This is a genomic window from Pantoea hericii, assembly GCF_014155795.1.
Classification (GTDB): domain Bacteria; phylum Pseudomonadota; class Gammaproteobacteria; order Enterobacterales; family Enterobacteriaceae; genus Pantoea; species Pantoea eucalypti.
Map to the genome: position 1 here is coordinate 448326 of NZ_SCKV01000002.1, position 22135 is coordinate 470460.

At 54.6% G+C, this 22135-nt stretch carries 23 protein-coding genes; 8 read left to right on the forward strand and 15 right to left on the reverse strand.

Going from position 1 to position 22135, the window contains the following annotated elements:
- Positions 1 to 8: 8 nt before the first annotated feature.
- Both H7K52_RS05730 and H7K52_RS05735 read right to left on the reverse strand, forming a co-directional pair.
- Entirely contained in the window at positions 9 to 197 is a 189-nt protein-coding gene (locus tag H7K52_RS05730) for a YnbE family lipoprotein (protein WP_003853757.1), read from the reverse strand.
- Positions 194 to 2824 (reverse strand): YdbH family protein, encoded by a 2631-nt coding sequence (locus tag H7K52_RS05735; protein WP_304622240.1) that lies wholly within the window; start codon positions 2822 to 2824, stop codon positions 194 to 196. The genes H7K52_RS05730 and H7K52_RS05735 overlap by 4 nt, the downstream gene beginning before the upstream one ends.
- A gap of 146 nt (positions 2825 to 2970) precedes the next feature.
- On the opposite strand from H7K52_RS05735, the gene H7K52_RS05740 reads away from it, so the two are divergent.
- Complete coding sequence (locus H7K52_RS05740) at positions 2971 to 3963, forward strand: 2-hydroxyacid dehydrogenase (RefSeq protein ID WP_003853762.1); 993 nt, start codon at positions 2971 to 2973, stop codon at positions 3961 to 3963.
- Positions 3964 to 4008: 45 nt separating this feature from the next.
- On the opposite strand, the gene H7K52_RS05745 is transcribed toward H7K52_RS05740, so the two are convergent.
- A complete protein-coding gene (locus H7K52_RS05745) occupies positions 4009 to 4284 on the reverse strand; it encodes a putative hemolysin (RefSeq protein ID WP_003853763.1) in 276 nt (91 codons plus the stop codon).
- A gap of 184 nt (positions 4285 to 4468) precedes the next feature.
- Between H7K52_RS05745 and H7K52_RS05750 the strand changes: the two genes are divergently transcribed.
- From H7K52_RS05750 to ttcA, 3 genes are all read left to right on the forward strand, one after another.
- Positions 4469 to 5125, forward strand: coding sequence for an MgtC/SapB family protein (locus H7K52_RS05750; RefSeq protein WP_003853765.1), 657 nt, complete (start codon positions 4469 to 4471; stop codon positions 5123 to 5125).
- Between the two features lie 281 nt (positions 5126 to 5406).
- On the forward strand, positions 5407 to 5592 hold the full coding sequence (locus H7K52_RS05755) for a hypothetical protein (protein WP_003853767.1): 186 nt from the start codon (positions 5407 to 5409) through the stop codon (positions 5590 to 5592).
- Between the two features lie 1137 nt (positions 5593 to 6729).
- On the forward strand, positions 6730 to 7665 hold the full coding sequence (gene ttcA / locus H7K52_RS05760; RefSeq protein ID WP_008925249.1) for a tRNA 2-thiocytidine(32) synthetase TtcA: 936 nt from the start codon (positions 6730 to 6732) through the stop codon (positions 7663 to 7665).
- 45 nt (positions 7666 to 7710) lie between these two features.
- Here the strand turns inward: ttcA and ynaL are convergent, their stop codons facing one another.
- The 3 genes from ynaL to H7K52_RS05775 form a co-directional block, all read right to left on the reverse strand.
- A complete protein-coding gene (gene ynaL, locus H7K52_RS05765) occupies positions 7711 to 7857 on the reverse strand; it encodes a proline-rich small protein YnaL (RefSeq protein ID WP_003853775.1) in 147 nt (48 codons plus the stop codon).
- A gap of 325 nt (positions 7858 to 8182) precedes the next feature.
- Entirely contained in the window at positions 8183 to 9166 is a 984-nt protein-coding gene (zntB, locus tag H7K52_RS05770) for a zinc transporter ZntB (protein WP_078804444.1), read from the reverse strand.
- Between the two features lie 118 nt (positions 9167 to 9284).
- Positions 9285 to 10904 carry a peptide ABC transporter substrate-binding protein gene (locus H7K52_RS05775; protein WP_182629816.1) on the reverse strand — a complete coding sequence of 540 codons (1620 nt, stop codon included), beginning with the start codon at positions 10902 to 10904 and terminating at the stop codon, positions 9285 to 9287.
- Positions 10905 to 11056: 152 nt separating this feature from the next.
- Here H7K52_RS05775 and mpaA point away from each other — a divergent pair, with 152 nt between their 5' ends.
- On the forward strand, positions 11057 to 11764 hold the full coding sequence (gene mpaA, locus H7K52_RS05780) for a murein tripeptide amidase MpaA (RefSeq protein WP_182629817.1): 708 nt from the start codon (positions 11057 to 11059) through the stop codon (positions 11762 to 11764).
- On the opposite strand, the gene ycjG is transcribed toward mpaA, so the two are convergent.
- A complete protein-coding gene (ycjG, locus tag H7K52_RS05785; RefSeq protein ID WP_182629818.1) occupies positions 11739 to 12722 on the reverse strand; it encodes an L-Ala-D/L-Glu epimerase in 984 nt (327 codons plus the stop codon). The two genes, mpaA and ycjG, sit on opposite strands and share 26 nt — an antisense overlap.
- A 146-nt stretch (positions 12723 to 12868) precedes the next feature.
- On the opposite strand from ycjG, the gene tpx reads away from it, so the two are divergent.
- The gene (gene tpx, locus H7K52_RS05790) at positions 12869 to 13372 is read left to right on the forward strand and encodes a thiol peroxidase (protein ID WP_003853783.1); all 504 of its coding nucleotides are present in this window, start codon (positions 12869 to 12871) and stop codon (positions 13370 to 13372) included.
- A gap of 50 nt (positions 13373 to 13422) precedes the next feature.
- On the opposite strand, the gene tyrR is transcribed toward tpx, so the two are convergent.
- Positions 13423 to 14988, reverse strand: coding sequence for a transcriptional regulator TyrR (gene tyrR / locus H7K52_RS05795; protein ID WP_003853785.1), 1566 nt, complete (start codon positions 14986 to 14988; stop codon positions 13423 to 13425).
- Positions 14989 to 15144: 156 nt separating this feature from the next.
- Between tyrR and H7K52_RS18925 the strand changes: the two genes are divergently transcribed.
- Positions 15145 to 15279: a hypothetical protein gene (locus H7K52_RS18925; RefSeq protein WP_259400638.1), complete on the forward strand. Its 135-nt coding sequence runs from the start codon at positions 15145 to 15147 to the stop codon at positions 15277 to 15279.
- Positions 15280 to 15322: 43 nt separating this feature from the next.
- Here H7K52_RS18925 and H7K52_RS05800 read toward each other — a convergent pair whose 3' ends face one another.
- From H7K52_RS05800 to pspA, 6 genes are read right to left on the reverse strand one after another with little or no spacing between them, the layout of a single operon-like run.
- Entirely contained in the window at positions 15323 to 16384 is a 1062-nt protein-coding gene (locus tag H7K52_RS05800) for a YcjF family protein (RefSeq protein WP_003853794.1), read from the reverse strand.
- The gene (locus H7K52_RS05805; protein ID WP_182629819.1) at positions 16381 to 17778 is read right to left on the reverse strand and encodes a YcjX family GTP-binding protein; all 1398 of its coding nucleotides are present in this window, start codon (positions 17776 to 17778) and stop codon (positions 16381 to 16383) included. Before H7K52_RS05805 ends, H7K52_RS05800 begins: the two co-directional genes overlap by 4 nt.
- Positions 17759 to 18007 carry a phage shock protein PspD gene (gene pspD / locus H7K52_RS05810; RefSeq protein WP_039660166.1) on the reverse strand — a complete coding sequence of 83 codons (249 nt, stop codon included), beginning with the start codon at positions 18005 to 18007 and terminating at the stop codon, positions 17759 to 17761. Before pspD ends, H7K52_RS05805 begins: the two co-directional genes overlap by 20 nt.
- A gap of 54 nt (positions 18008 to 18061) precedes the next feature.
- A complete protein-coding gene (pspC, locus tag H7K52_RS05815; protein ID WP_039660164.1) occupies positions 18062 to 18412 on the reverse strand; it encodes an envelope stress response membrane protein PspC in 351 nt (116 codons plus the stop codon).
- A complete protein-coding gene (gene pspB, locus H7K52_RS05820; protein WP_003853799.1) occupies positions 18409 to 18636 on the reverse strand; it encodes an envelope stress response membrane protein PspB in 228 nt (75 codons plus the stop codon). The genes pspC and pspB overlap by 4 nt, the downstream gene beginning before the upstream one ends.
- Before the next feature lie 35 nt (positions 18637 to 18671).
- The gene (gene pspA, locus H7K52_RS05825; protein WP_008925259.1) at positions 18672 to 19337 is read right to left on the reverse strand and encodes a phage shock protein PspA; all 666 of its coding nucleotides are present in this window, start codon (positions 19335 to 19337) and stop codon (positions 18672 to 18674) included.
- 163 nt (positions 19338 to 19500) lie between these two features.
- Between pspA and pspF the strand changes: the two genes are divergently transcribed.
- The gene (pspF, locus tag H7K52_RS05830) at positions 19501 to 20502 is read left to right on the forward strand and encodes a phage shock protein operon transcriptional activator (protein WP_078804515.1); all 1002 of its coding nucleotides are present in this window, start codon (positions 19501 to 19503) and stop codon (positions 20500 to 20502) included.
- Positions 20503 to 20608: 106 nt separating this feature from the next.
- On the opposite strand, the gene H7K52_RS05835 is transcribed toward pspF, so the two are convergent.
- Positions 20609 to 21844, reverse strand: a complete 1236-nt coding sequence (locus H7K52_RS05835; protein WP_182629820.1) for an MFS transporter — start codon at positions 21842 to 21844, stop codon at positions 20609 to 20611.
- Positions 21845 to 22135: the final 291 nt, after the last annotated feature.

Consider the following 22135-nt stretch of genomic DNA (forward strand, 5'->3'; position numbering starts at 1 on the left):
GGCTCTCCTCAGAACAGTCCGCTCTGGTTTTTCAGTAACGCTTCCACGTCTTTATCAACTTTGATGTGGATCTCATGCTCGATTTTTACATTCATATTGATGGTGATGGGGTCTTTGGGTGCCGTGACTTCAATGCGTGGCACGCATCCGATGCTCAGCAGTCCGGCTGCCAGAACCAGTAATGGCCTCAGGCTCATGGTGAAGTGTCCTTGTTCGATGGCAAAGTCGCATGTTGCTCTAACCAGGATTGCAAATTATCGCCAAAGCGCAGGCTGCGCCAGAGCTGAAAGAGGTTTTCCTGATGACGATAGTTAAGATTGACCGTCTGACGACGGTTACTGAACTGGCTGACGCCCTGTACCTGCGCTTCCATAGTGAGGTCGCCGAGGTTATTCAGATTGATTGTCGCCCAGCTGCGGGAGACTTCCATATAGCGTAACCAGTCAAGCGCTGCGCCGGTCGCTACGTTGTTGCGGGTAATTGCATCCGCCATATCTTTATCCAGCCGGAAAGTCAGCGGACCGCTGTTGGCAATCCACCCTTTTTCCACCAGCCAGCGTGGATTATTCAACCACAGCGGCAACTCACCGTTAACCTTACCCGACATGGCAAACTGTTTAGGCTTCAGCGCCGTCACCAGCTCGCTGAGGCTGATATTACGCAGCGACACCCGGGCGGGATCATGTTGCGGCATACGCAGGGCTGGCAGCGTAATCTGTCCGCCAAGCAGGTCAAGACTGACATCCTGTAAAGTCAGGGGGGATTGTTCAGACCACGGCCAGTTACCCTGCAGATCGGCCCGAATATTCTGCATGGCAAACTGGTTCTTCACCTCGGCAATGCGGAGTGAAACAGGGCCATGCTGACCAAACTGCCATTGCTGCTCATGAAACCTGAACGGCAGCGAGAAGTCGATACCGTTCACCTGACTGTCCGGCGTCCAGACACTGCCCTGTTTGACCGTCCAGTGGCCTCCCGCCTGGAAGCCCTGTTTACTGGCAGCGGAGAATGCGACCTGTGCCTGCAAACTGCCGCCCTGAATCTGCATTTTCATGTCGGGGCTGAGCAGCGGCTGAAACACAGTCAGCGACTGTGCCGGCCACCAGGCCTGACCGCGTAACCGTTTACCGTCCCAGCGGCCATTCACCCGCAGCGGGCCAACCTTCCCCGCTTTTAACTCGCCCCGCCAGAGGAAATAGCCGGGATCACGGCCTTTCGCCTCAAAGTCCAGCGTGGAATCAGCCAGACGGCCGCCATAGGTGAAGTGGGTCGGGCCCGCCTGCAGTCTGAAATGGCCATTGAAGGAAGGTTGCGCCACATCGCGCTGCCACTTAACGGGTTCGGTCAGTGTCAGGCGCGGTTTTGCGACGTTAACGCTGCCATAAGCCAGCTGATTAAATCCGGTGGAGAGCGTATCCAGGTGGATCAGCGTGTCGTGCCAGCCGCCGGTGCCTTTGACATCCCAGCGTGCCTGCAGCGGCAGCATCTCGCCCCCGCCCCAGTAGCGCCAGTCCCACTCGCCCTTATCGGGCCAGAAATTTGTGGCGCGTCCATCAAGATGCAGCCGGAAGCGGCCAAAGCTGGCATCGTGCGCGTTGAGAATGGCCTGCAGGCGGCCATCAATACCCTGCGAGGAGAGTCGCACGCCGGCCAGCGGCCAGCGCGCTTCGTCCACTTCCAGCGTAGAGAGCAGTCGCCCCCGCAGGCGCAGAAGCGATTTAGGTTGCAAAACTAACTGAGGATCTAGCAGCGAGCCGTTGAGCACGCCGGGAATAGAGCCGTAAAGTTGCAGATCGGCCAGCTTGCTTTCGCCGGTCAGCTGAAATGGCAGGTGGCTACTGGTCAGACTCAGGTTACCGGGACCGACGCCCAGTACCACGTTACCTTTACCGCCACGTCCCTGGGTCAGCAGGTTAACGCGCCCCGTAATCTGGCTGTTTTCAAGGCCTGACTGCCAGTTATCCAGCGTCAGGTTAATAAATCCAGACAGTGGCTGAGCCGCCAGAGGCCAGAAATACTCGCCCTTTTCGATCCGAATCTGATCGCGGCTGATTTGCCACGGCAGTCTGAGAAGCGGCCTTTTCTCATCCATCATCCCCACGCGCAGCTCGCCCTGCTGCTGCTGCCAGCTGAGCGTTAACTGCAGCGGATGCGGTAATGCATCCAGCGCCAGTTGTCCGTCCACCTCACCATTCACCGGCAGATCGGTGGCGAAAGCAGGTAACTCAAGATGACCACTTAGCGTAATGGGTTCAGGCAGCGCAGGATGGGTAAGCGTCAGGCGACTGATCGCGAGCTGCTGACCGGTCAGCGTCGCCGCCAGTTGCAGGTTGTCGCCCTGATAATTAAGTTGCTGGCGATCTTTTTCCAGCGTCAGGTCCAGCGCGCCCGCATAGGCCTGCCAGGGTGCCACGACAAGTTTGTTCAGATGAACATCGGCACCCGGTAGCATTGCCTGCCATTCGGCCAGCGTTTTGGGGGCTGTCGATCTCTCGTCACTGGCGGGTAATTTTTGCAGGCAGGTGCTCTCCACCACCAGCTCGTCCGCATCCAGCTTCCAGCGCGACTGATGCCAGCCCAGTGACACTGCCTTTACGGTTGCCAGTGAGCAATCGCCTGCGAGGTAACGAATCTGAGGCAGCCACAGGCCACCCTGCCGCCAGCGCGGTGCGCTCGTCAGTTCAATACGGGTATCCTCAGGCAGCCAGATGCCGACCAGCCTTGGCAGCCATTGCGTCACAGTCAACATCAGGCCGAGCAGCAGGAGAATCAGCGCAAGTACGGCCGCCAGCCGTCGCCGGAACATCCGTGGCATAAAAGCCATAATCCTTTTCCTTACAGTATCCTGACAACGATGATGGCATGTAATCTGCCAGAGGTGAAGGTGTGCACGGGACGCAAATACGCAGTTTCAGCAAAGTCGGTCAGAAAACGTTATCCTTGGTTTATCACCTCTGCAGGAGCACAACGATGAAAATCGCGGTTTACAGCACTAAACATTACGATCAGAAATACCTTGAGCAGGTTAACCAGCAGTTTGGTTTCGAACTGGTATTTTTTGACTTTTTACTCTCAGAGAGCACGGCAAAAACCGCAGTGGATTGCGATGCTGTCTGCATTTTTGTAAACGATGACGGCAGTCGCCCGGTGCTGGAAGAGCTGGCCGGGCTGGGTGTGAAATATATCGCGCTGCGTTGCGCTGGCTTCAATAATGTCGATCTGGCTGCAGCGAAAGAGCTGGGTCTGGAAGTCGTACGGGTGCCGGCCTACTCACCGGAAGCGGTGGCGGAACATACGATCGGCCTGATGATGACCCTTAACCGCCGTATTCATCGCGCGTATCAGCGTACCCGTGATGCGAACTTTTCGCTCGACGGACTGACCGGCTTTAACATGTACAACAAAACGGCGGGCGTTATCGGCACGGGTAAGATCGGCATTGCGACCATGCGGATTCTGAAAGGGTTTGGTATGCGGCTGCTGGCGTTTGATCCCTACCCAAGTGAGCAGGCGCGTGAGCTGGGCGCAGAATATGTTGATTTAAAGACGTTGTTTACAGAATCCCACGTCATTACGCTGCACTGTCCGCTGACCCCGGAGAACCATCATCTGCTGAATGCCGACGCGTTTCGTCAGATGCGCGATGGGGTGATGATCATCAACACCAGTCGTGGCGGGCTGATTGATTCACAGGCAGCGATTGACGCGCTGAAACAGCAGAAAATCGGCGCGCTCGGCATGGATGTGTATGAGAATGAACGCGGCCTGTTCTTTGAAGATAAGTCGAATGATGTGATTCAGGACGATGTGTTCCGTCGTCTTTCAGCATGCCATAACGTACTGTTTACCGGTCATCAGGCATTTTTAACGGCTGAAGCGCTGACGGCCATTTCCGAGACGACACTGAATAATCTTAGCCAGCTCGATCGGGGTGAAGAGTGCCCGAACCGACTCTCAGCCTGACGATTCTCTGCTAATGATGCGGGCCGGTGCTATCCGGCCTGTTCATCAGCGCGCGCAGTTCCCGCCAATTAACGCCTGCTCATCGCAGCGACGGCCATTCACTAACTGACACATGCCCACACGTGATCCATCCAGCTGATGTGAAAACGCCAGCGTTCCGCCTGCGTTCGAACAGGTGCTTTCTGCCAGGGAAGACATCACCACACGAGGCTGGATGTGCGCGGCGGTGGCTTGTTGCGGTGGCTCGTTATCATCACTGTTGCTACTGCAGGCAGAGAGTAATAATGCGGCACCGGCCAGCAAAAAGGTGGCTGCTTTCATCAATCGGACTCCGGGAATGGGGATAATAGGCTGGCTCAGCATATGTCAGGCAGCACAAGGGGTCGAGAGGTGAAACAGCTTTTTACAAAATTCTCCACCGTGATTTGCAAGCAGAATTATCTTGTTTACCTGCTATCGCTGAACTGTCACCCTTTTTCGGTTCCTATTATTTCGGAGTAAAGCCATGTTAATGGATATGTTAATTCGCATCGCCCTGGCCGGTATTCTTGGCGGCCTGATTGGTCTGGAGCGTCAGATGCGGGCCAAAGAAGCGGGACTGCGTACCCATATTCTGGTCGGTATCGGCAGTGCGATGTTCATGCTGGTGTCGAAGTATGGTTTCGCCGATATGCTCACCAGCGACCATGTGGCACTGGACCCCAGTCGTATTGCAGCCCAGGTCGTCAGCGGTATGGGCTTCCTGGGCGCAGGCACCATCATGATTCAGAAGCAGGTGGTGAAAGGCCTGACCACGGCAGCGGGATTATGGGTAACGGCAGCGATTGGTCTGGTGATCGGCAGCGGCATGTATGAGATCGGCATTTATGGCACAGTGCTGGCGCTGGTGGTGCTGGAAGTGTTCCGCCGCCTGAGCCATGTTTTAATCGGCAAGCACCATACGTTACTGGTTTTCCTTAAGCCTAAAAGCGTGCCGCTGGTGCTACTGGTTATGCAGCGGGAAGGTATTCGTTATGGCAATGTGACGGTGATTAATCGTGATGAGGAGAGCGGCCTGTGCGAACTCAGCATACAGGTAACGTTGTCCCGCAAGTCAAATGATGCGCACCTCTACGATAAGGTCATTGAGATAAAAGGCGTACAGTCGCTGGAGATGATGTAAACGTTTGCTGAACAAACCCGCCACTACACATGGCGACAAAGACATAAGAACCTTGCAGAAGGCGGTGAGCGGCAGTCACCGCCCTCCTTCTCCTGCCATTTCTGAAAAATCAAAAATGCGCAGAGTCTGACCTTAAAAGTAGTGCCTGCCGGGAAGTAATGGCATAATCCGTTATTGTTAATTTACGTAATCATTTTACCCGGAAACTAATGCCTCAGAACTCTGACCATTCAGAAGACGCCCTTTCCAGTACTTCGCCTAAATATCGGTTCGCAGTCAGCATGCTGATTTTTACGCTGATAGCGGGCGCCGCAGCCATCATGATGCTCCTGGAACATCGGGATTCAGTGAATAATGCGCTGGAGACCGGACAATGTCTGGCAGAAGAAGGGGCTGAGGATTTAATGGAAGTGCTCAGGCATTTTCTGCATCATGCCTACCGCTGGATTTTTAAAGCCTGTGGCTGACGGTAATGCGTTTAGTGCAGCAGAAAATGCAGCAAACCGTGTCGGTTAACCAGCAACAAAACCCCGCAATACATGACGGCAACATAGCAAAGTGAAAAGAGTAGCAGCGTCATAATAAATCTGATGCCGTACTTCTTTATTTTGTCTGTTTTATCCGAATATTTCATAGACGTTAAATGTTGATTCATTTTTTAATTTTATACCCGGTCATTAAACGGCTTCATCGGAATGCTGTATTGCCGAAATGTGCGAAACGAACGGCATCCACGCAGGACGTTGCAATAAAAAAATCAAACGCAAAACACCTTTCCCGCATCCTGACAATTTACTGATCATTGTAACCTGATGGATACATATTCACCTTGAGCAGCAATGACTTAAGCAACGGCGCGGTGTGTAAGCAAAATAATCTGAATTTAACGTTTCACAGGCTTCAGCGGCAATATAAGGATCAGTCTCTATCTGATTGGTCAAACGTATATTCAACAAAGTATGATTTTCAGATTTTGACATTGTAAAAGTCATTCCGGGTCACAAAATAAACCCTGTGAGGTTTCGTATCCGACTTAATTTGATGCGCATCAAATCTGGCAAGTACAGACAACACGCCGTTTAATCAGTATTGATTAATAACTGCGTAAGCTGCTTTTTTTACTCATTAAATCGACCCGATGAAAACGCTATTCATTCTCTCTGTCATTTTTATGATCGCCGGTTGTACAGCAAAAAAAGATCATGTGCGTGCTGATGCTTACAAGGCCTCCCCCCCTTCCTGCTCAACACACAGTGATGAAATTGATTGTCAGTGGAAGAATGTTCCTGCCAGCTGACCTCGCACTATTCTCCCGCGTGACATCGTCTCATCCAGCAGGCTGTCTTCCTGGGGATGTAAAGGCGCGCTCTCACCAGCATCTTCCTCGCGGCATTCCTTTTCGGCAATATCTGCTTTAAAAGAGAGACGCTGCCGGATGCCTCCGGCAGCGATTTTCCGCTGATTACTTCACTCCAGTGCTGGCATTCGCGACAACAATCCGTACCATACGCTGCATATTCGTGACACCGCAGTGAAGTGTCTGGCTGGACGCGCACAGCAATTTGCCCTTCGGCTACGCTCTCTGGTTTTTGAGATAGGTAAAAATGCAAGATAATCAAACGGTTGACAAGAAAGAACAGTACAACCTCAATAAGCTGCAGAAACGTCTGCGTCGTAACGTCGGCGAAGCCATTGCAGATTTTAATATGATTGAAGAAGGCGACCGCATCATGGTCTGTCTGTCGGGCGGTAAAGACAGCTACACCATGCTGGAAATTTTGCGCAGCCTGCAAAAAAGTGCGCCGGTCAACTTCAGCCTGATTGCCGTTAACCTCGACCAGAAACAGCCTGGCTTCCCGGAGCACATCCTGCCGCAATATCTTGAGGCACAGGGCGTTGAGTACCGGATTATCGAAGAAGACACCTACTCCATCGTCAAAGAGAAAGTGCCGGAAGGTAAAACCACCTGCTCACTCTGCTCGCGCCTGCGCCGTGGCATTCTCTATCGCGTCGCGACTGAACTGGGTTGTACTAAAATCGCGCTCGGCCACCATCGCGATGACATCCTGCAGACGCTGTTCCTGAACATGTTTTACGGCGGAAAACTGAAAGGTATGCCGCCAAAACTGATGAGTGATGATGGCAAGCAGATTGTGATTCGTCCGCTGGCCTACTGCCGCGAGAAAGATATCATTCGTTTCTCAGACGCGCGTCAGTTCCCGATTATCCCGTGCAATCTCTGCGGTTCTCAGCCAAACCTGCAGCGGCAGGTGGTAGCCGATATGTTGCGTGACTGGGATAAGCGCTATCCTGGCCGCATTGAAACCATGTTCAGCGCAATGCAAAACGTCGTGCCGTCGCACCTGGCAGATATCAATCTGTTCGATTTTAAAGGGATTAAGCATGGCGATGCGGTCGTTGATGGCGGCGATCTCGCTTTTGACCGCGAAACCCTGCCGTTGCAGCCTGTGGGCTGGCGAGCTGATGAAGAGGATGCACCGGACCTCAGCGCACGTCTGGATGTGCTTCAGATTAAGTAAGTACCTGATAAGTTAAGGGCGTGCTGCTGGCAGCACGCCCTTTTTTTATATGTTGCGGTGCGGCGGTGGATCCATTATCGGCGGATATTCCGGATCGGTCGGCTGATCAGGCTGGGGTTGCGGATGAGGAATCGGTTCAGGAATCGGGACTGGATCCGTAGGGATCGGCTCGCTGTTGTAAATCGCGCTCATGCCGTACTCCTTTTCTTGCGAATGGACTTTAAGTTTAGAAAAGGATTGGCGTTCCAGCCAGGCGGGCAAAAAAAAAGCCGGCACACGGGCCGGCATGTTTTGAATTAATTGTGCTATGCAATAATTCTAAATATGGAAGTAAGACAATATGGAGCGCAACGCCCATCGCTTGACGTTGCATTCACCTGCGGGAAAGAGTTTGCGTCAGCAGCGGCATTAGGTTCTTGATGTCGATCAGCTTTTGCTTTCTTATTATGATTTTTATCCCACCCGGCGGGATTTTCGTCCTCAAATCAGACGCCCCCGCCGATGTTACCTTTCCGCGTTACAGCCAGCGCCGTTTACGCAGATAACCCGCGACGCCCACCGCCAGTGCCACGAGCAGCAGACAGAAGATAGAGAAGCCGTACTCCCATCCACCGCCCGGAATGCCACCCAGATTAACCCCAAACAGACCGGTCAGGAACGTAGCGGGCAGGAAGATCATCGCCATCAGTGACATCGTATAGGTGCGGCGGTTCATCGACTCCGCCATCGCAGAGGCCACCTCGTCAGCCAGAATCGCAGTGCGCGCTACGCCCGCATCCAGATCATCCAGTCCGCGTCCCAGCCGATCGGCGATTTCCTGCATCCGGCGTCGTTCACTGTCATCCATCCAGCCCAGTTTTTCACTGGCCAGCCGGGCATAAACATCGCGCTGCGGTGCCATGTAACGCCGCATCACAATCAGCTGTTTGCGCAGCAGGCCCAGCTCGCCGCGCGCGGGCATCTGCTGGTCAAGCAGCGCATCTTCCAGCTCAATGATTTTGTCATGTAACTCTTCGATAAATTCGCTGGTGTGATCGGTCAGGGCATCACAGACATCGACCAGCCAGCTGCCGCAGTCAATCGGGCCGTTACCGTTTTGCAAATCGGTGAGCACTTCATCGACGGCAGAGACTTTACGCCGCCGGGTCGAGACGATGAGCTTATCGTTGATGAACACGCGCATCACCACCAGCTGGTCGCGACGCGCATCGGTGTTGTGGTTAACGCTGCGCAGCACGATCATAAATCCGTCGCCCAGCCGGCTGACGCGGGGACGCATGCTGTCACCCGCTAAGGCGTCACGCACGGCATCGGGAATCTGCGGCGTTGACTGCAGCCATTCTGCGCTTTTGCTGTGGGTATAGTTCAGATGCAGCCAGCAGGGCTGCTCACACTCGATAACTTCATCTTCAGCTATCGGGATCATCCCACCCTTGCCATCCAGCTGGCATGAAATGATGGCATCTGAAACCTGTAATGCTTTTCCTTCAATGACGTCCACAACATTCCCTCACCATTAATATCAATACGATACAGTCTAACGTGACGGCGTTGAGTTGCAATCTCCGGGCTGTGAAGAAAGATGTCAGCAGGTGGCCGGGAAACCGGCCACCACAGGCTTAGTGCTTTTCAATCCACAGTTCACGGCTGTAGGCGACATCTTCAGGGTTGGTGATGGGATAGCCTTTAACCCAGGGTTTAATCAGTCGGCCATTCGTGTACTGATAGATGGGCGCAATCGGGGCCTGTTCAGCGAGGATCTGCTCGGCACGGTTGTAATCGCTGTTACGTGCCTGCTCGCTGGTTTCACGGCTGGCTTTAGCGACAACTGCATCATAATCCGCGTTGTTAAAACGCGCGATATTGCTGCTGTTGCCCGAGGTCAGTAGATTCAGGAAGGTGGAGGGCTCATTGTAGTCTCCCACCCACGAGGCGCGAATCACATCGAAGTTCCCGCTGTTACGACTGTCGATGTAGGTTTTCCACTCCTGATTCTCCAGTGTGACATCCACACCGAGGTTCTTTTTCCACATAGAGGCCACGGCAATCGCAATCTTCTGATGGCTCTCAGAGGTGTTGTAGAGCAGTTTGAGCTTCAGCGGTTTACCCGGAGCGTAACCGGCGGCGGCAAGCAGCGATTTGGCCTGCGCATTCAGGGCGTTCTGATCGTGCTGTTGCATGAACGTGGGCAGTGGCTTAAAGCCTGCTGTCACATCTGGCGTAAAGTGCCACGCCGGTTTCTCACCGGTGCCCAGCACTTTGTCAGCAATGACGTTTCGGTCGATAGACCAGGACAGTGCTTTGCGAACCCGCACATCGGCAGTCGGTCCTTTCTGCGTGTTAAACGCATAGTAATAGGTGCCTAACTGGTCAGGTGTGTAGACCTCTCCCGGCAACGTTTTCTTTAATAACGCATACATGTTCTTAGGGAAAGATTCGGTGATATCAATGTCGTTGGCACGATAACGTTTAGTCGCGCTCGACTCTTCATTGATTGGCACAAAGGTCACTTTCGTCAGCACCGAATGTGCATCATCCCAGTAATGAGGATTACGGGTCAGGACAATCTTCTCGTTCACTACCCGCTCGCTGAGCTGATAGGCACCGTTACCGACCAGTTTGCCGGGTGCCGTCCAGCTGTCACCTTGCTGGGCAATCACTTTTTGCGGCACCGGGAAGAGCGCCACGTTAGCCACCAGCGCCGGGAACCACGGCACAGGACGATCCAGCGTCACTTTCAGCTGGGTTTTGCTCTGGGCAGTCACTCCCAGTTTATCGGGGGTCATTTCGCCTTTGGTAATCGCTGCCGCATTTTCAATACCGCTTAACCCCGCAAACCCGGCTGAGCCTGAGCTGTTTTTGGGATCGACCAGCCGCTGCCAGCTGTAGACAAAATCCTGCGCCGTGACCGGTTCGCCGTTTGACCAGCGCGCGTTATTGCGCAGGGTGAAGACCCAGGTTTTGTTGTCGCTGCTGCTCCAGCTCTGTGCCACGCCCGGCACGATTTTGCCCTGAGCATCCTGATTTGTCAGACCTTCAAACAGATCGCGAATAACCTGAATTTCAGGCAGCCCTACCGCTTTAAGCGGATCAAGTGAAGCGGGTTCATCTTTAATATGGCGGACGATCTGCTGCTGTTCGGCCAGCTGCGCGCCAGCGGGTGGATTCGCCGCAATGGCGGGTGTGAGGATGCTGCTCAGACTGATTGCTGCCAGCGTCATACGAAAGGTCTTAACCATTATCACTCCTTTACCCCAAAGAAGTGCTGCATCAGTCTGTTGCCGATGTAGCTTGTGCAGGGCACTTTATCGCAAATGGCTGACAGATAAATAGCTATTTTCCGCACACGGCTTTTCCGCTACTTTGAGTAAAACCCTTTGAGGAAATCTGTATGTCGCCACTTCATCCGCGTCCCCTTCGCGGCAAACTTGACGTTTCGTATCAGCAGTATGGCCGCTCCGTGCTCGGCGCGCCGCTGCTGTGGTTTCCAGCGCCACTGGGTGACCCGGACAGCGGTCTGATTCTGGCTGGCACACACGGTGATGAAAATGCGGCCATCGCCACGCTTTCTGCTGCGTTACGGACACTGCCCGATGGCATGCGTCGGCACCACGTGGTGCTGGCAGTCAATCCTGATGGCTGTCAGCTTGGCCTGCGCGCTAACGCAAATGGCGTCGATCTCAACCGCAACTTCCCCGCAGCGAACTGGCAGCCCGGAGAGACCGTTTATCGCTGGAACAGTGCTGCCGATGCGCGGGATGTCACGCTCTCAACCGGCACGCATCCGGGTTCTGAACCGGAGACACTGGCGCTCTGTGCCCTGATACATCAACTTAAGCCAGCCTGGATCGTTTCCTGGCATGAGCCGCTGGGCTGTATTGACGACCCGCATCAGGTGGAGATTGGTGGCTGGCTGGCCAGCCATACCGGCCTTCCTCGCGTCAGCAGCGTAGGATATGACACGCCTGGCTCATTCGGCAGCTGGTGTTACGATCTCAGTCTGCCCTGCGTGACCGCTGAGATGCCGGTGATTTCCGTGGATGAAGCCACGGAGACCTATCTTGAGATGATGGTTAGTTTGCTGCTCTGGCAGCAATAATCAGCCGACCGCTGCGCACGGTGATCGCCGGTTCTGCATCCACCGCCAGCCAGGTCGGCCCATCAAGATCGGCGAAACGGGTCTGCGGCACCAGCGGCAGCGCAGCACGTATCGCCCGCGAGGTGCAGAGCATGCAGCCCAGCATCACCGCAAAGCCCTGCTGCTGCGCGGCATCGGCAAGCGCCAGCGCCTCGGTCAGACCGCCCGTTTTATCCAGCTTGATGTTGACCATCTCATAACGGCCTCGCAGCGCGGCCAGGCTTTCACGTGTATGACAGCTCTCATCGGCACAAATGGGCAACGGGTGAATAAAGTTCTCCAGTGCCGCATCTTCACCTGCAGGTAAAGGCTGTTCCAGCATCGCCACATCAATGTCTGCCAGCAGCTGACAGCGTGCCGCCAGGCCTTCAGCGTGCCAGGACTCATTTGCATCCACAATCAGGGTTGCTTCCGGTACGGCGGCGCGGATGGCCATCAGCCGTTCAGTAATAAAATTGTTATCCAGCTTAATTTTCAGCAGTGTTGCACCATGCTGCCACAGTGCGAGTGCGCTGCTGGCCATCGCCTCAGGGGTATCAATGCTGACGGTCTGCGCGGTCACGACATCAGCAGGCGCAGTCACACCGCTAAGCGCCCAGAGGCTGCGCTGCTGCTGATGTGCGGCGAGATCCCACAGTGCACTGTCGATGGCGTTGCGCGCCGCCCCGGCAGGCAGCGCCTGTTGTAATGCCTCGCGCGTCATGCCCTCTTGCAGCGCGGGCAGCAACGTGGCGATCTGCGCCAGCACCGATGCTTCGCTTTCACCATAGCGCGCATAGGGCGTCGCTTCACCGACGCCTTTTACGCCATCTTCCTCAATTTCAACCACCACCACTTTGACTTCGGTCCGGGTTCCACGGGCAATGACAAACGGCGTATGCAACGGCCAGGCTTCGGGATAACTTTTTACCGTTCTCATTTACACTCCACAAAGTGTGACGCAGTGGCAGACCGCCACGTTAAATTCCACAATTGAACTCGTAAACCCTTAACATTTATGTCATAAACAACGGCTATCTTTAGCCGTTTTGTGTCAGATCTTTTTTATCATCAAAAGGAATCACTATGTCTCAGACTGTTCATTTTCAGGGTAATGCCGTTCCGGTTGCAGGTCAGTTTCCACAGGCTGGCGATAAAGCTAAGCCTTTCACGCTGGTAGCAAAGAACCTGGTTAACGTTGCGCTCTCTGAGTATGCAGGAAAACGCAAAATTCTGAACATTTTCCCAAGCGTTGATACCGGTGTCTGTGCCTCATCAGTGCGCAAATTCAACCAGGCGGCAAGCGAGCTGAATAACGCCGTGGTGTTATGCATCTCTGCCGATCTGCCTTTTGCCCAGTCGCGTTTCTGTGGCGCGGAAAACCTGAGCAATGTGGTGACGCTGTCGACGCTGCGCGGCTCAGAATTCAAGTATGAGTATGGTGTAGAAATTGCTGATGGTGCGCTGGAAGGCCTGACCGCACGTGCGGTGATCGTTCTGGATGAGAACGATAAAGTGATTTACAGCCAGCTGGTTGATGAAATCACCACTGAGCCTGATTACGACGCTGCCCTGGCCGCGCTGAAGTAATAAAAAAAGCGGATAACCTGGTTATCCGCTTCCTGCTCTCTGCTTACCGATCATTCGCTTTCGGTGCGCTTCTGTCCCAGACCATATTCACGCAGCTTGTTGGCAATCGCGGTATGGGAAACACCCAGACGTTTTGCCAGTTTTCGGGTGCTGGGATAGGAGAGATAAAGCCGCGTCAGTATTGACCGCTCAAAACGGCTGGTAATCTGATCCAGCGTTCCTTCCAGTGCTTCATCGCCCAGCGATACATCCAGTGTCTGTTCAGGCAACACAATATCCTGCGGTCGCAGTTCATATCCTTCCAACTGGGTTAACGCGCGATACAACGCATTTTTTAACTGGCGCACATTGCCAGGCCAGGCGTAGCGCGTCAGAAATGCAATGAGCTGTGGCGAGAGTCGCGGCCGGGCCATCCCCTGCTCATCCGCAAAGCGGGCCACAAACATCTCGGTCAGTGGCAGGATATCCTGCGGTCGATCGCGCAGCGGGGGCAGTTGCAGCGTCAGCACATTGAGCCGGTAAAAAAGATCTTCGCGAAACTCACCGCGTTGCACCAGTTCAATCAGGTTCTTCTGCGTAGCGCAGATTACGCGCACATTAACATGGACTTCATGCTCTTCACCGACGCGGCGGAAGGTGCCATCATTGAGAAAACGCAGCAGCTTGGTCTGCATTCTCGGCGACATCTCGCCAATCTCATCCAGCAATACCGAGCCACCATTGGCCTGCTCAAAAAAGCCCTTCTTGCCTTCCAGCGCATTCGGATAGGCACCGGCGGCATGACCAAACAGCTCGCTTTCCGCAACGTCGTCGGGTAATGAGGCACAGTTCAGCGCCAGGAAAGGATTTTTCCCACGGGCGCTGCGCAGATGGCAGGCGCGTGCCAGCATATCTTTCCCGGTGCCGGTATCGCCGACAATCAGTAACGGCGCATCCAGCATCGCCAGTTTGCGCGCCTGATCGACCACCTGACGCATCTTCGGCGTGACGGCAATGATATGGTCAAACTCGGATTCGTCGGTGACCACCAGATTCTGTAACTGACGGCCCATGCGAGCGGTTGACTTCAGCATCACCATCGCCCCGACCGGCCTGTCGTTCTGGCCCTCTTCACCCGGCAGATAAATAGGACGCGCTTCCATCAGAAAATCGCGCCCTTCAATGACGACATGCTGCGCCTGCGCCTCAACCCGATCGCTTTCCAGCCAGCGCATGAAGTTAAAGCCATTAATCAGGTTGCCGGCGCTGAAATTGCGCATTTTCTCTTCATCAAGATTAAACAGGTTTTGTGCCGCCGGATTAGCCAGTTCCACCTTGCTTTTCAGATCGATGGAGAAAACCGGATCTGGCATGGCCACCAGTAAGGCACTCAGCGCGCGATGTTCACGCTCCGAAGGCATGTACGTTACCGTGCGCACATCTGTTACGCCCGGTGTACGCCGGATTTCTGCCATCAGATTACTGAAAGCGTCAAATTCCAGTGCCGAAAAATTCAGATAGATGCGGCCCAGCGCCGTAATTTCAATACCGCGTAAATCAATGTTGCGTGCCACCAGCAGATCGAGCAGTTCACGCGTCAGACCGATGCGGTCCTGACAGAACACTTCCAGACGCATTGCGTTCGCCTTAATCAGGTTCAGATAAATGAATATTACGCTAAGTGATGCGCCGGTAGAAAGGGATCTGTCAGGAAAAGTTGACAGGCACAGCGCGTGTGATGGTGTTTTGTTCTGTCGAAGGTAACTCTGGCCGACTGGAAGATATTTGCCGGGATGGCGCATTTTATCAGGGAGAAAAATGGCATGGCCTTTACGCTGCCTGCAAATCCGGTGATTACAGATGAATCCGCCTGTCCGGGTGAGTGTCTGATTATCGATTCACGGCAGGTGCTGCGCCAGCCTCACTGATCATTAAAGGCGGCTATGCCGCCTTTAATGTGTCACGCGAGATTCAGGCTGATTTGTTACCGCCCTTCTGCAGTGCCTCTTTCAGCTGGCCCAGCAGTTCGCGCCGAAAATCGCCAAGCCGTGGCTTATCCTGCTCCAGCCACGGCAGTGGACGACAAAGCTCCATCGCTTTGATGCCCAGCCTTGCAGTCAGCAGGCCTGCACCAATGCCCTGGGCAGCGCGCGTGGAAAGCCGGGCAGCGATATCCTGCGACATCCAGTCCATTCCCACTTCCCGCACCAGTTCGGACGCGCCGGCAAAAGCCATATTGAGCAGCACCAGGCGGAACAGCCGGATACGGCTGAAGTAGCCCAGTTCGATGCCGTATATCGCCGCGATGCGATTGACCAGCCGCAGATTACGCCAGGCGATAAACGCCATATCCACCAGTGCCAGCGGACTGACCGCAATCATCAGTGTTGCTTCCGCAGCATGACGACTGATTTCACGCCGCGCCTGCCTGTCCAGAACGGGCTGCACCAGCTGCGCATACAAGCGCACGATTTCGCTGTCATTGTGGGTTTCGTGCAGCGAGGCATGCCAGCGCTGCAGGGCCGGATGCGCCTGATCCAGTTCAGCCTGCTGGGCCAGCTTTTCGCAGAATGCCCGACCTTTACCGATACCATGACTGTGCAATAGCTCCCGGCCCACATCCCGCTCTTCGGCACGCTGACGCAGCTGGTAGAGCCGACGCCACTCAGTGGTCAGCGCGCCGACACCCGCCAGCACAATAAGTCCGCCTGCTACGCCGCTCCCCAGTGAAAACCAGTCGCGTGCCAGCCAGGCGTCATGCGTCCACTGCACCCCCTGCGCAATCACGCTGACGCCAAACAGCAGTGCGCCTGCAGTCACCATTTTGCGCCACAGACTGCGTTTAGGTTTCAGAGCCGCTTCCACTGCACGCTCCCCTGCACCTTCTTCTTCTACGGCAACATCTTCATCCTGCACTGCCAGAAACGCAGCCTGCGCGTCAGCTTCAAAGGTCTGCGCCGGACGCAGCGGCGTGGTGGTGCTCTCATCCAGCGGACGAGCAAAATCGATACGCGGCTTCAGCGGATCACTCATCGCAATTTATCTCCCAACAAAAATTCCAGCGCGGCATCCATGCGGATATGCGGCAGTGGACGGTCGACGTCGAGCTGCTGCGGCCGGAACTGTTCAAACTGAAAACCCTGCTGCTGCCAGAAGGCATTGCCAGGCAGGCGCGGCGGGACTTCACCCGGATAGACGGTAAGCGGTTCACCATCATCCAGCCGGTGACCGCGCAGGGCCGGGATCTTCTCGCCACGGTGGTCGACCAGGCCGCTCTGTGTCGCCTGCACTGATGCCAGTCCGATGCAGTCCATGCTAATCCCCTCAAACGCGGCGTTCTGCCAGGCATCCTGCACCAGTTGCTGCAACAGCGAGACCATGTTGCCGTGCTGATCGCTGGTGATGTGATCCGCTTTAGTCGCCGCAAACAGTAATTTGTCGATCACCGGTGAGAAAAGCCGGCGAAACAGGGTGCGCTGGCCGTAATGAAAGCTCTGCATCAGCTGAGTCAGCGCCAGCCGCATATCATTAAACGCCTGAGGACCACTATTCAGGGGCTGGAGGCAGTCAACCAGCACGATCTGGCGGTCAAAACGCAGGAAGTGATTTTTGTAAAAGCCCTTCACCACATGCTGGCAGTAGTAGTTGAAGCGCTGCTGCAGCATGCTGAAGTTACTCCCCTTATCCGCCTGCGCCAGCTTAGTGAGTTGCGACTCATCAGCGGTTGGCCAGGGGAAAAACTGCAGCGCAGGCGCGCCTGCCATATCGCCAGGCAGCACGAACCGTCCAGGCTGAATAAAATGCAGGCCTTCAGATTTACAGCGATGCAGGTAGTCAGTCCAGGCCGCAGCAATCTCTGCCAGCTGGGTTTCATCGGCGGGAGCAAGCGGATCGAGTTTTTCGCAGAGCGTGCGCCAGGGTTTTGCCCACTCCGCACGATCGCCCTGCAGCAGACCGTTCATCTGCCGTGACCAGGCGAGATAATCCTGCGCCAGCATCGGCAGATCCAGTAGCCATTCTCCGGGATAGTCGACAATTTCCAGATAGAGTGTTGCCGTCTCTTTCAGATGACGCAGCAGCGAATCATTTGGACGGTAACGCAGCGCCAGACGCATTTCGCTGACGCCACGGGTGGGCGTCGGCCAGGCGGGCGGCGTGCTGTAGAGTTGTGCCAGGCCTTCGTCGTAGGTAAAGCGCGCGGTTCCCATGTCCCGCTGCGGCACCCGTTTGACGCCCAACAGTCGCTCGTCCCGCACAACGGAAAACAGCGGCAAACGTGCGCCGCTGTGAACCGTTAAAAGCTGATTGACCAGTGAGGTAATAAAGGCGGTTTTACCGCTGCGGCTTAATCCGGTGACCGCCAGCCGAAGGTGGCGATCAACGCCACGGTTCATTATTGCCATTAATTCACTTTGCAGTCTTTTCATCGTTCTCCCTGATGAAGCGCGATGCCACTCGATTCATCACGCGTTTCAGCAATGGCTCAAGGGCCACAGCCAGCAGAAGACGTAACGGGCGTCGCGCTACCGATTTCACCGCCCAGCCAGTGACACCGGCGGGACCGTAGGTAACAGCATTGATAATGATAAATTTAGCCGCCGACTTCAATGCAGGTGCCGCGCGGTGGCGAAAAGCAGTGGATCGCGAAAAAGACATCAACACCTCCATTGAGAGAGCGGACGGGCCCGTAACGGCCCGGCAATAATATAATCAAATCTGGCGGAAGCGGCTGCGTACGCTGAAAGTTTCAGACGTCACATAACGCTCCACGTCGCGCACGCTGCGCTCATCGCGCTGCAGCGCACTCTCCAGCTGGTCCAGCAGCTCGCTGGCGCTGAGCTGACGTTCGTCCTCCGTGACATTGGCGGGTTTCACATCCAGCACAAAACCCAGCACGAAATAGGCGACCACCGTAAACATAAACAGACCAAAGAACAGTGATAAGACCACAATGACCCGAAGCAGACGCACCGGAATATCGAGATACTCCGCCAGACCCGCACAGACGCCCATCAACTTTCCTTCGTCAGGCTTGCGCCACAACTTACGGCCTTTCATCATGGCTGCCTCCAGTTAGGGTGTTCGGCATCCAGAATCGCTTCCAGTGCGTCAATGCGTTCACGCATCCGCTGTGCATCCTGCGTAACACGCTGCAGGCGCTGGATTTCGCTTTGCGACAGTTCCGAACCGCCGTTGCGTTTGTTGTTGTAATGCAACCATAACCAGATCGGTGCGACAAACAGCACGAAGATCGTTAAGGGTATGGCAAGAAAAAGTGCGCTCATTGACTCTCCTTAATCACTTATTGCAACGTCGATCATTACTCACTGCGGTTCATTTTGGCTTTCAGCGCATTAAGCTGCTGGCTGATTTCATCATCCGCTTTCAGGTCAGTAAACTGCTGGTCCAGGGTTTTTGGCTTACCGAAGCCGTGGCTTTCAGCTTCCGCTTCCATGTGGTCAATGCGACGTTCAAAGGATTCAAACCGGGCCATCGCTTCGTCGATTTTACCGCTGTCCAGCTGACGACGAACATCGCGTGATGAAGAGGCCGCCTGGTGACGCAGCGTTAACGCCTGCTGGCGGGCACGTGTTTCAGTCAGCTTTTTCTCCAGCTCACTGATTTCGCCTTTCATACGTTCCAGCGTCTCTTCAACCTGGCCCACTTCCTGTTTCAGTGAAGCGATAAGGTCAGTGAGTTTCTGTTTTTCGATCAGTGCTGACCGCGCCAGATCATCTTTATCCTTACGAAGCGCCAGTTCCGCTTTTTCCTGCCATTCGGCCTGCTGGATCTCTGCCTGCTCAATACGGCGTGACAGCTGTTTCTTTTCAGCCAGCGCCCGCGCAGAGGTGGAACGCACTTCGACTAAGGTGTCTTCCATTTCCTGAATCATCAGACGGACCAGTTTCTGCGGATCTTCAGCACGCTCCAGCAGGGAATTAATGTTGGCATTTACGATGTCAGCGAAACGAGAAAAAATACCCATAATGATGTTCCTCTTTTAATGTTTTAAAACGTGTTGCCCTGCTTAGTTAATACAAGATGCGTGCCAATTTTTATCGCATTGATTTTTAAGGAATTTGATATTTTACAGCCTCGTCCGCATATTTTAAGATAGTCAAAATGATTAAGGGATGGCGAAATTCATCATGACAGGCACTAACGATAATCTTTTAGGTGAGTCGAACAATTTTCTGGAGGTTCTTGAGCAGGTCTCCAGACTGGCTCCCCTGGAAAAGCCGGTTCTGGTGATTGGCGAGCGCGGAACGGGTAAAGAGCTGATCGCCAGCCGTCTGCACTATCTCTCTGACCGCTGGCAGGGACCGTTTATCTCGCTGAACTGCGCCGCGCTGAATGAGAACCTGCTCGATTCTGAACTCTTTGGCCATGAGGCCGGTGCCTTTACCGGTGCGCAGAAGCGCCATCTCGGACGTTTTGAACGCGCTGATGGTGGCACGCTGTTTCTGGATGAGCTGGCAACCGCGCCGATGCTGGTGCAGGAAAAGCTGCTCAGAGTAATTGAATATGGGCAGCTGGAGCGTGTCGGCGGCAATCACTCACTGCAGGTGAATGTGCGGCTGGTGTGCGCCACTAACGAGGATCTCCCTGCGCTGGCGGCAGAGGGAAAATTCCGTGCCGACCTGCTGGATCGTCTGGCCTTTGATGTGGTGCAGTTACCGCCCCTTCGCGAACGCCGCAGCGATATTCTGGTGATGGCCGATCATTTTGCCATCCAGATGTGCCGCGAACTCGGCCTGTTACTTTTTCCTGGTTTTACCGCTCAGGCGCAGCAGACTCTGCTTGATTACCACTGGCCCGGCAACGTCCGAGAGCTTAAGAACGTCGTGGAACGCTCAGTCTATCGTCATAACAGCAGCGAGCAGTTGCTGGATAACGTCATTATCAACCCGTTTGCTTCACGTCCTGAACCGGTTGCGCTCATCCGTGCCAGTCAGAACGCGGAGAGTAACGACCTGCCTGCCCTGCCGCTGGATCTGCGCCAGTGGCAGAATCGACAGGAGCGGGATCTGGTGGAAGCCAGCCTGCAACAGGCACGCTATAACCAGCGCCGCGCCGCCGGGTTGTTAGGTGTTACCTATCATCAGCTGCGCGCGATGATGAAAAAGCACGACATAAAAGCCGAAAACTAAACAGGTCGACGGTGACATCTTTGTCTATGCGTTATGTTTTCTGGTTAATCGCTGTCAAAACTGTCTGGTAACGTCCTGGCTGCTTTAGCAGGAACAAAAACAGCAATTACGTGTTATGCGGCCTGGTGCCCATTTTGTCAGGTTGCCTGAGGGTCGGAACCAGCAGGACAGCAGCTGTCACCATGACCACGGCCAGTGCTGACATCAGCAAAACCTTGTCTGTGCCATATTGTGCCGCCAGCGGCCCCGCAACCAGTTGACCAATAGGAATGGAGATAAAGGAACCCATCGCATCATACGCGTACACCCGAGCCAGTTTATCGGCTGGGATATGAGTCTGTAATGAATGCGCCCAGGTTACGCCAAACAGGCCTAATGAAACGCCAGCGATAAAGAACCCTGCAATCAGCCATGCTGCTGATGCATTCAGGCCTAGCATCATTATCGGGAGTGCACAGAGACCTGCCAGCATAGCGCCAATCAGCAGATCACGACGTGGATGCCATTTCATAGCCAGAAATGATCCAGCAATTAAACCTGCGCTCTGGGCGGCCACAATCATCCCCCACTGCGCCCGCCCGAAAGAGGCGTCAGCAATTATCGGGCCATAGACTTCTACAATGCCATTAAACGCGACGTTGATAATGGCGAACTGAAGGACTATCGACCAAATCCAGCTTCGCCCGGCAAATTCTGCCCAGCCTTCTTTAATATCGCGCAGGATATTGCCTTGCATCGTCCCGCCCTTATTCGGGCTCACACGCATAAGGAAATAAAGCGGCGCGGAGACCGCAAATCCCAACGCATCTATCGCCAGCCCCCAGCCCGGCCCGACAGCACTGGTCATCACGCCTCCCAGCGACGCTCCCAGTACCGTGCCGCCATAAACACTGAGCTGAATGAAAGCATTGGCCTGACGCAGGTGCTGTGCAGGCACGACCTGCGGAACCAGCGCAGAGGAAGCTGGCAGAGCAATCCCCGATGCCGCGCCATTCACCGCGCCCAGCAAGGTGAGGCTGATTACTGTGGCTGAACCCTCAAGCACAGTCCACGCAACGAAAGCCTGAGAAACAGCAGCTATCAGCGCCGATACAACTAATACCCGACTACGTGAGTAGCGGTCGGCAACCACACCGCCCACCAGCAGAAAGAGCACGTTGAACAGGGAGCGGGATGCCACCACGACGCCTAAATCAGAGGCAGATCCATCCATATCCAGAACTGCAAAGGCCAGCGCGATGGGCGCGATTCCATTGCCCAGCACGGTAAACAAACGTCCGAAAAACAGATAACGAAAGGAGGGATAGTGGAAAGCCTGAGCGCTTTTCTGGAATTTAGTCATTGTCCGGCGTTGGTTGGGCAGAGGTTGTGCTTATAGTAACGGCGTTTCTGTAATAGTTAAGTCCGGTTTTAAGCCGGTCTTGCTCAGGTAAATGCCAGGCCATTACAGATATCATTCTGTTTTACTCTTTTTCCATCCCCATGCTTTCATGCAAAACCGCAATCAGTGCACCTGTTCAGTCAGCGGTGATCCTGCTCTTCAGAGCTATGCACCCGACAAAAAAAAGCCCGCCATGAGGCGGGCAACAATACTGGAAGCAATGTGAGCAATGTCGTGCTCTTCTTCGGCAGA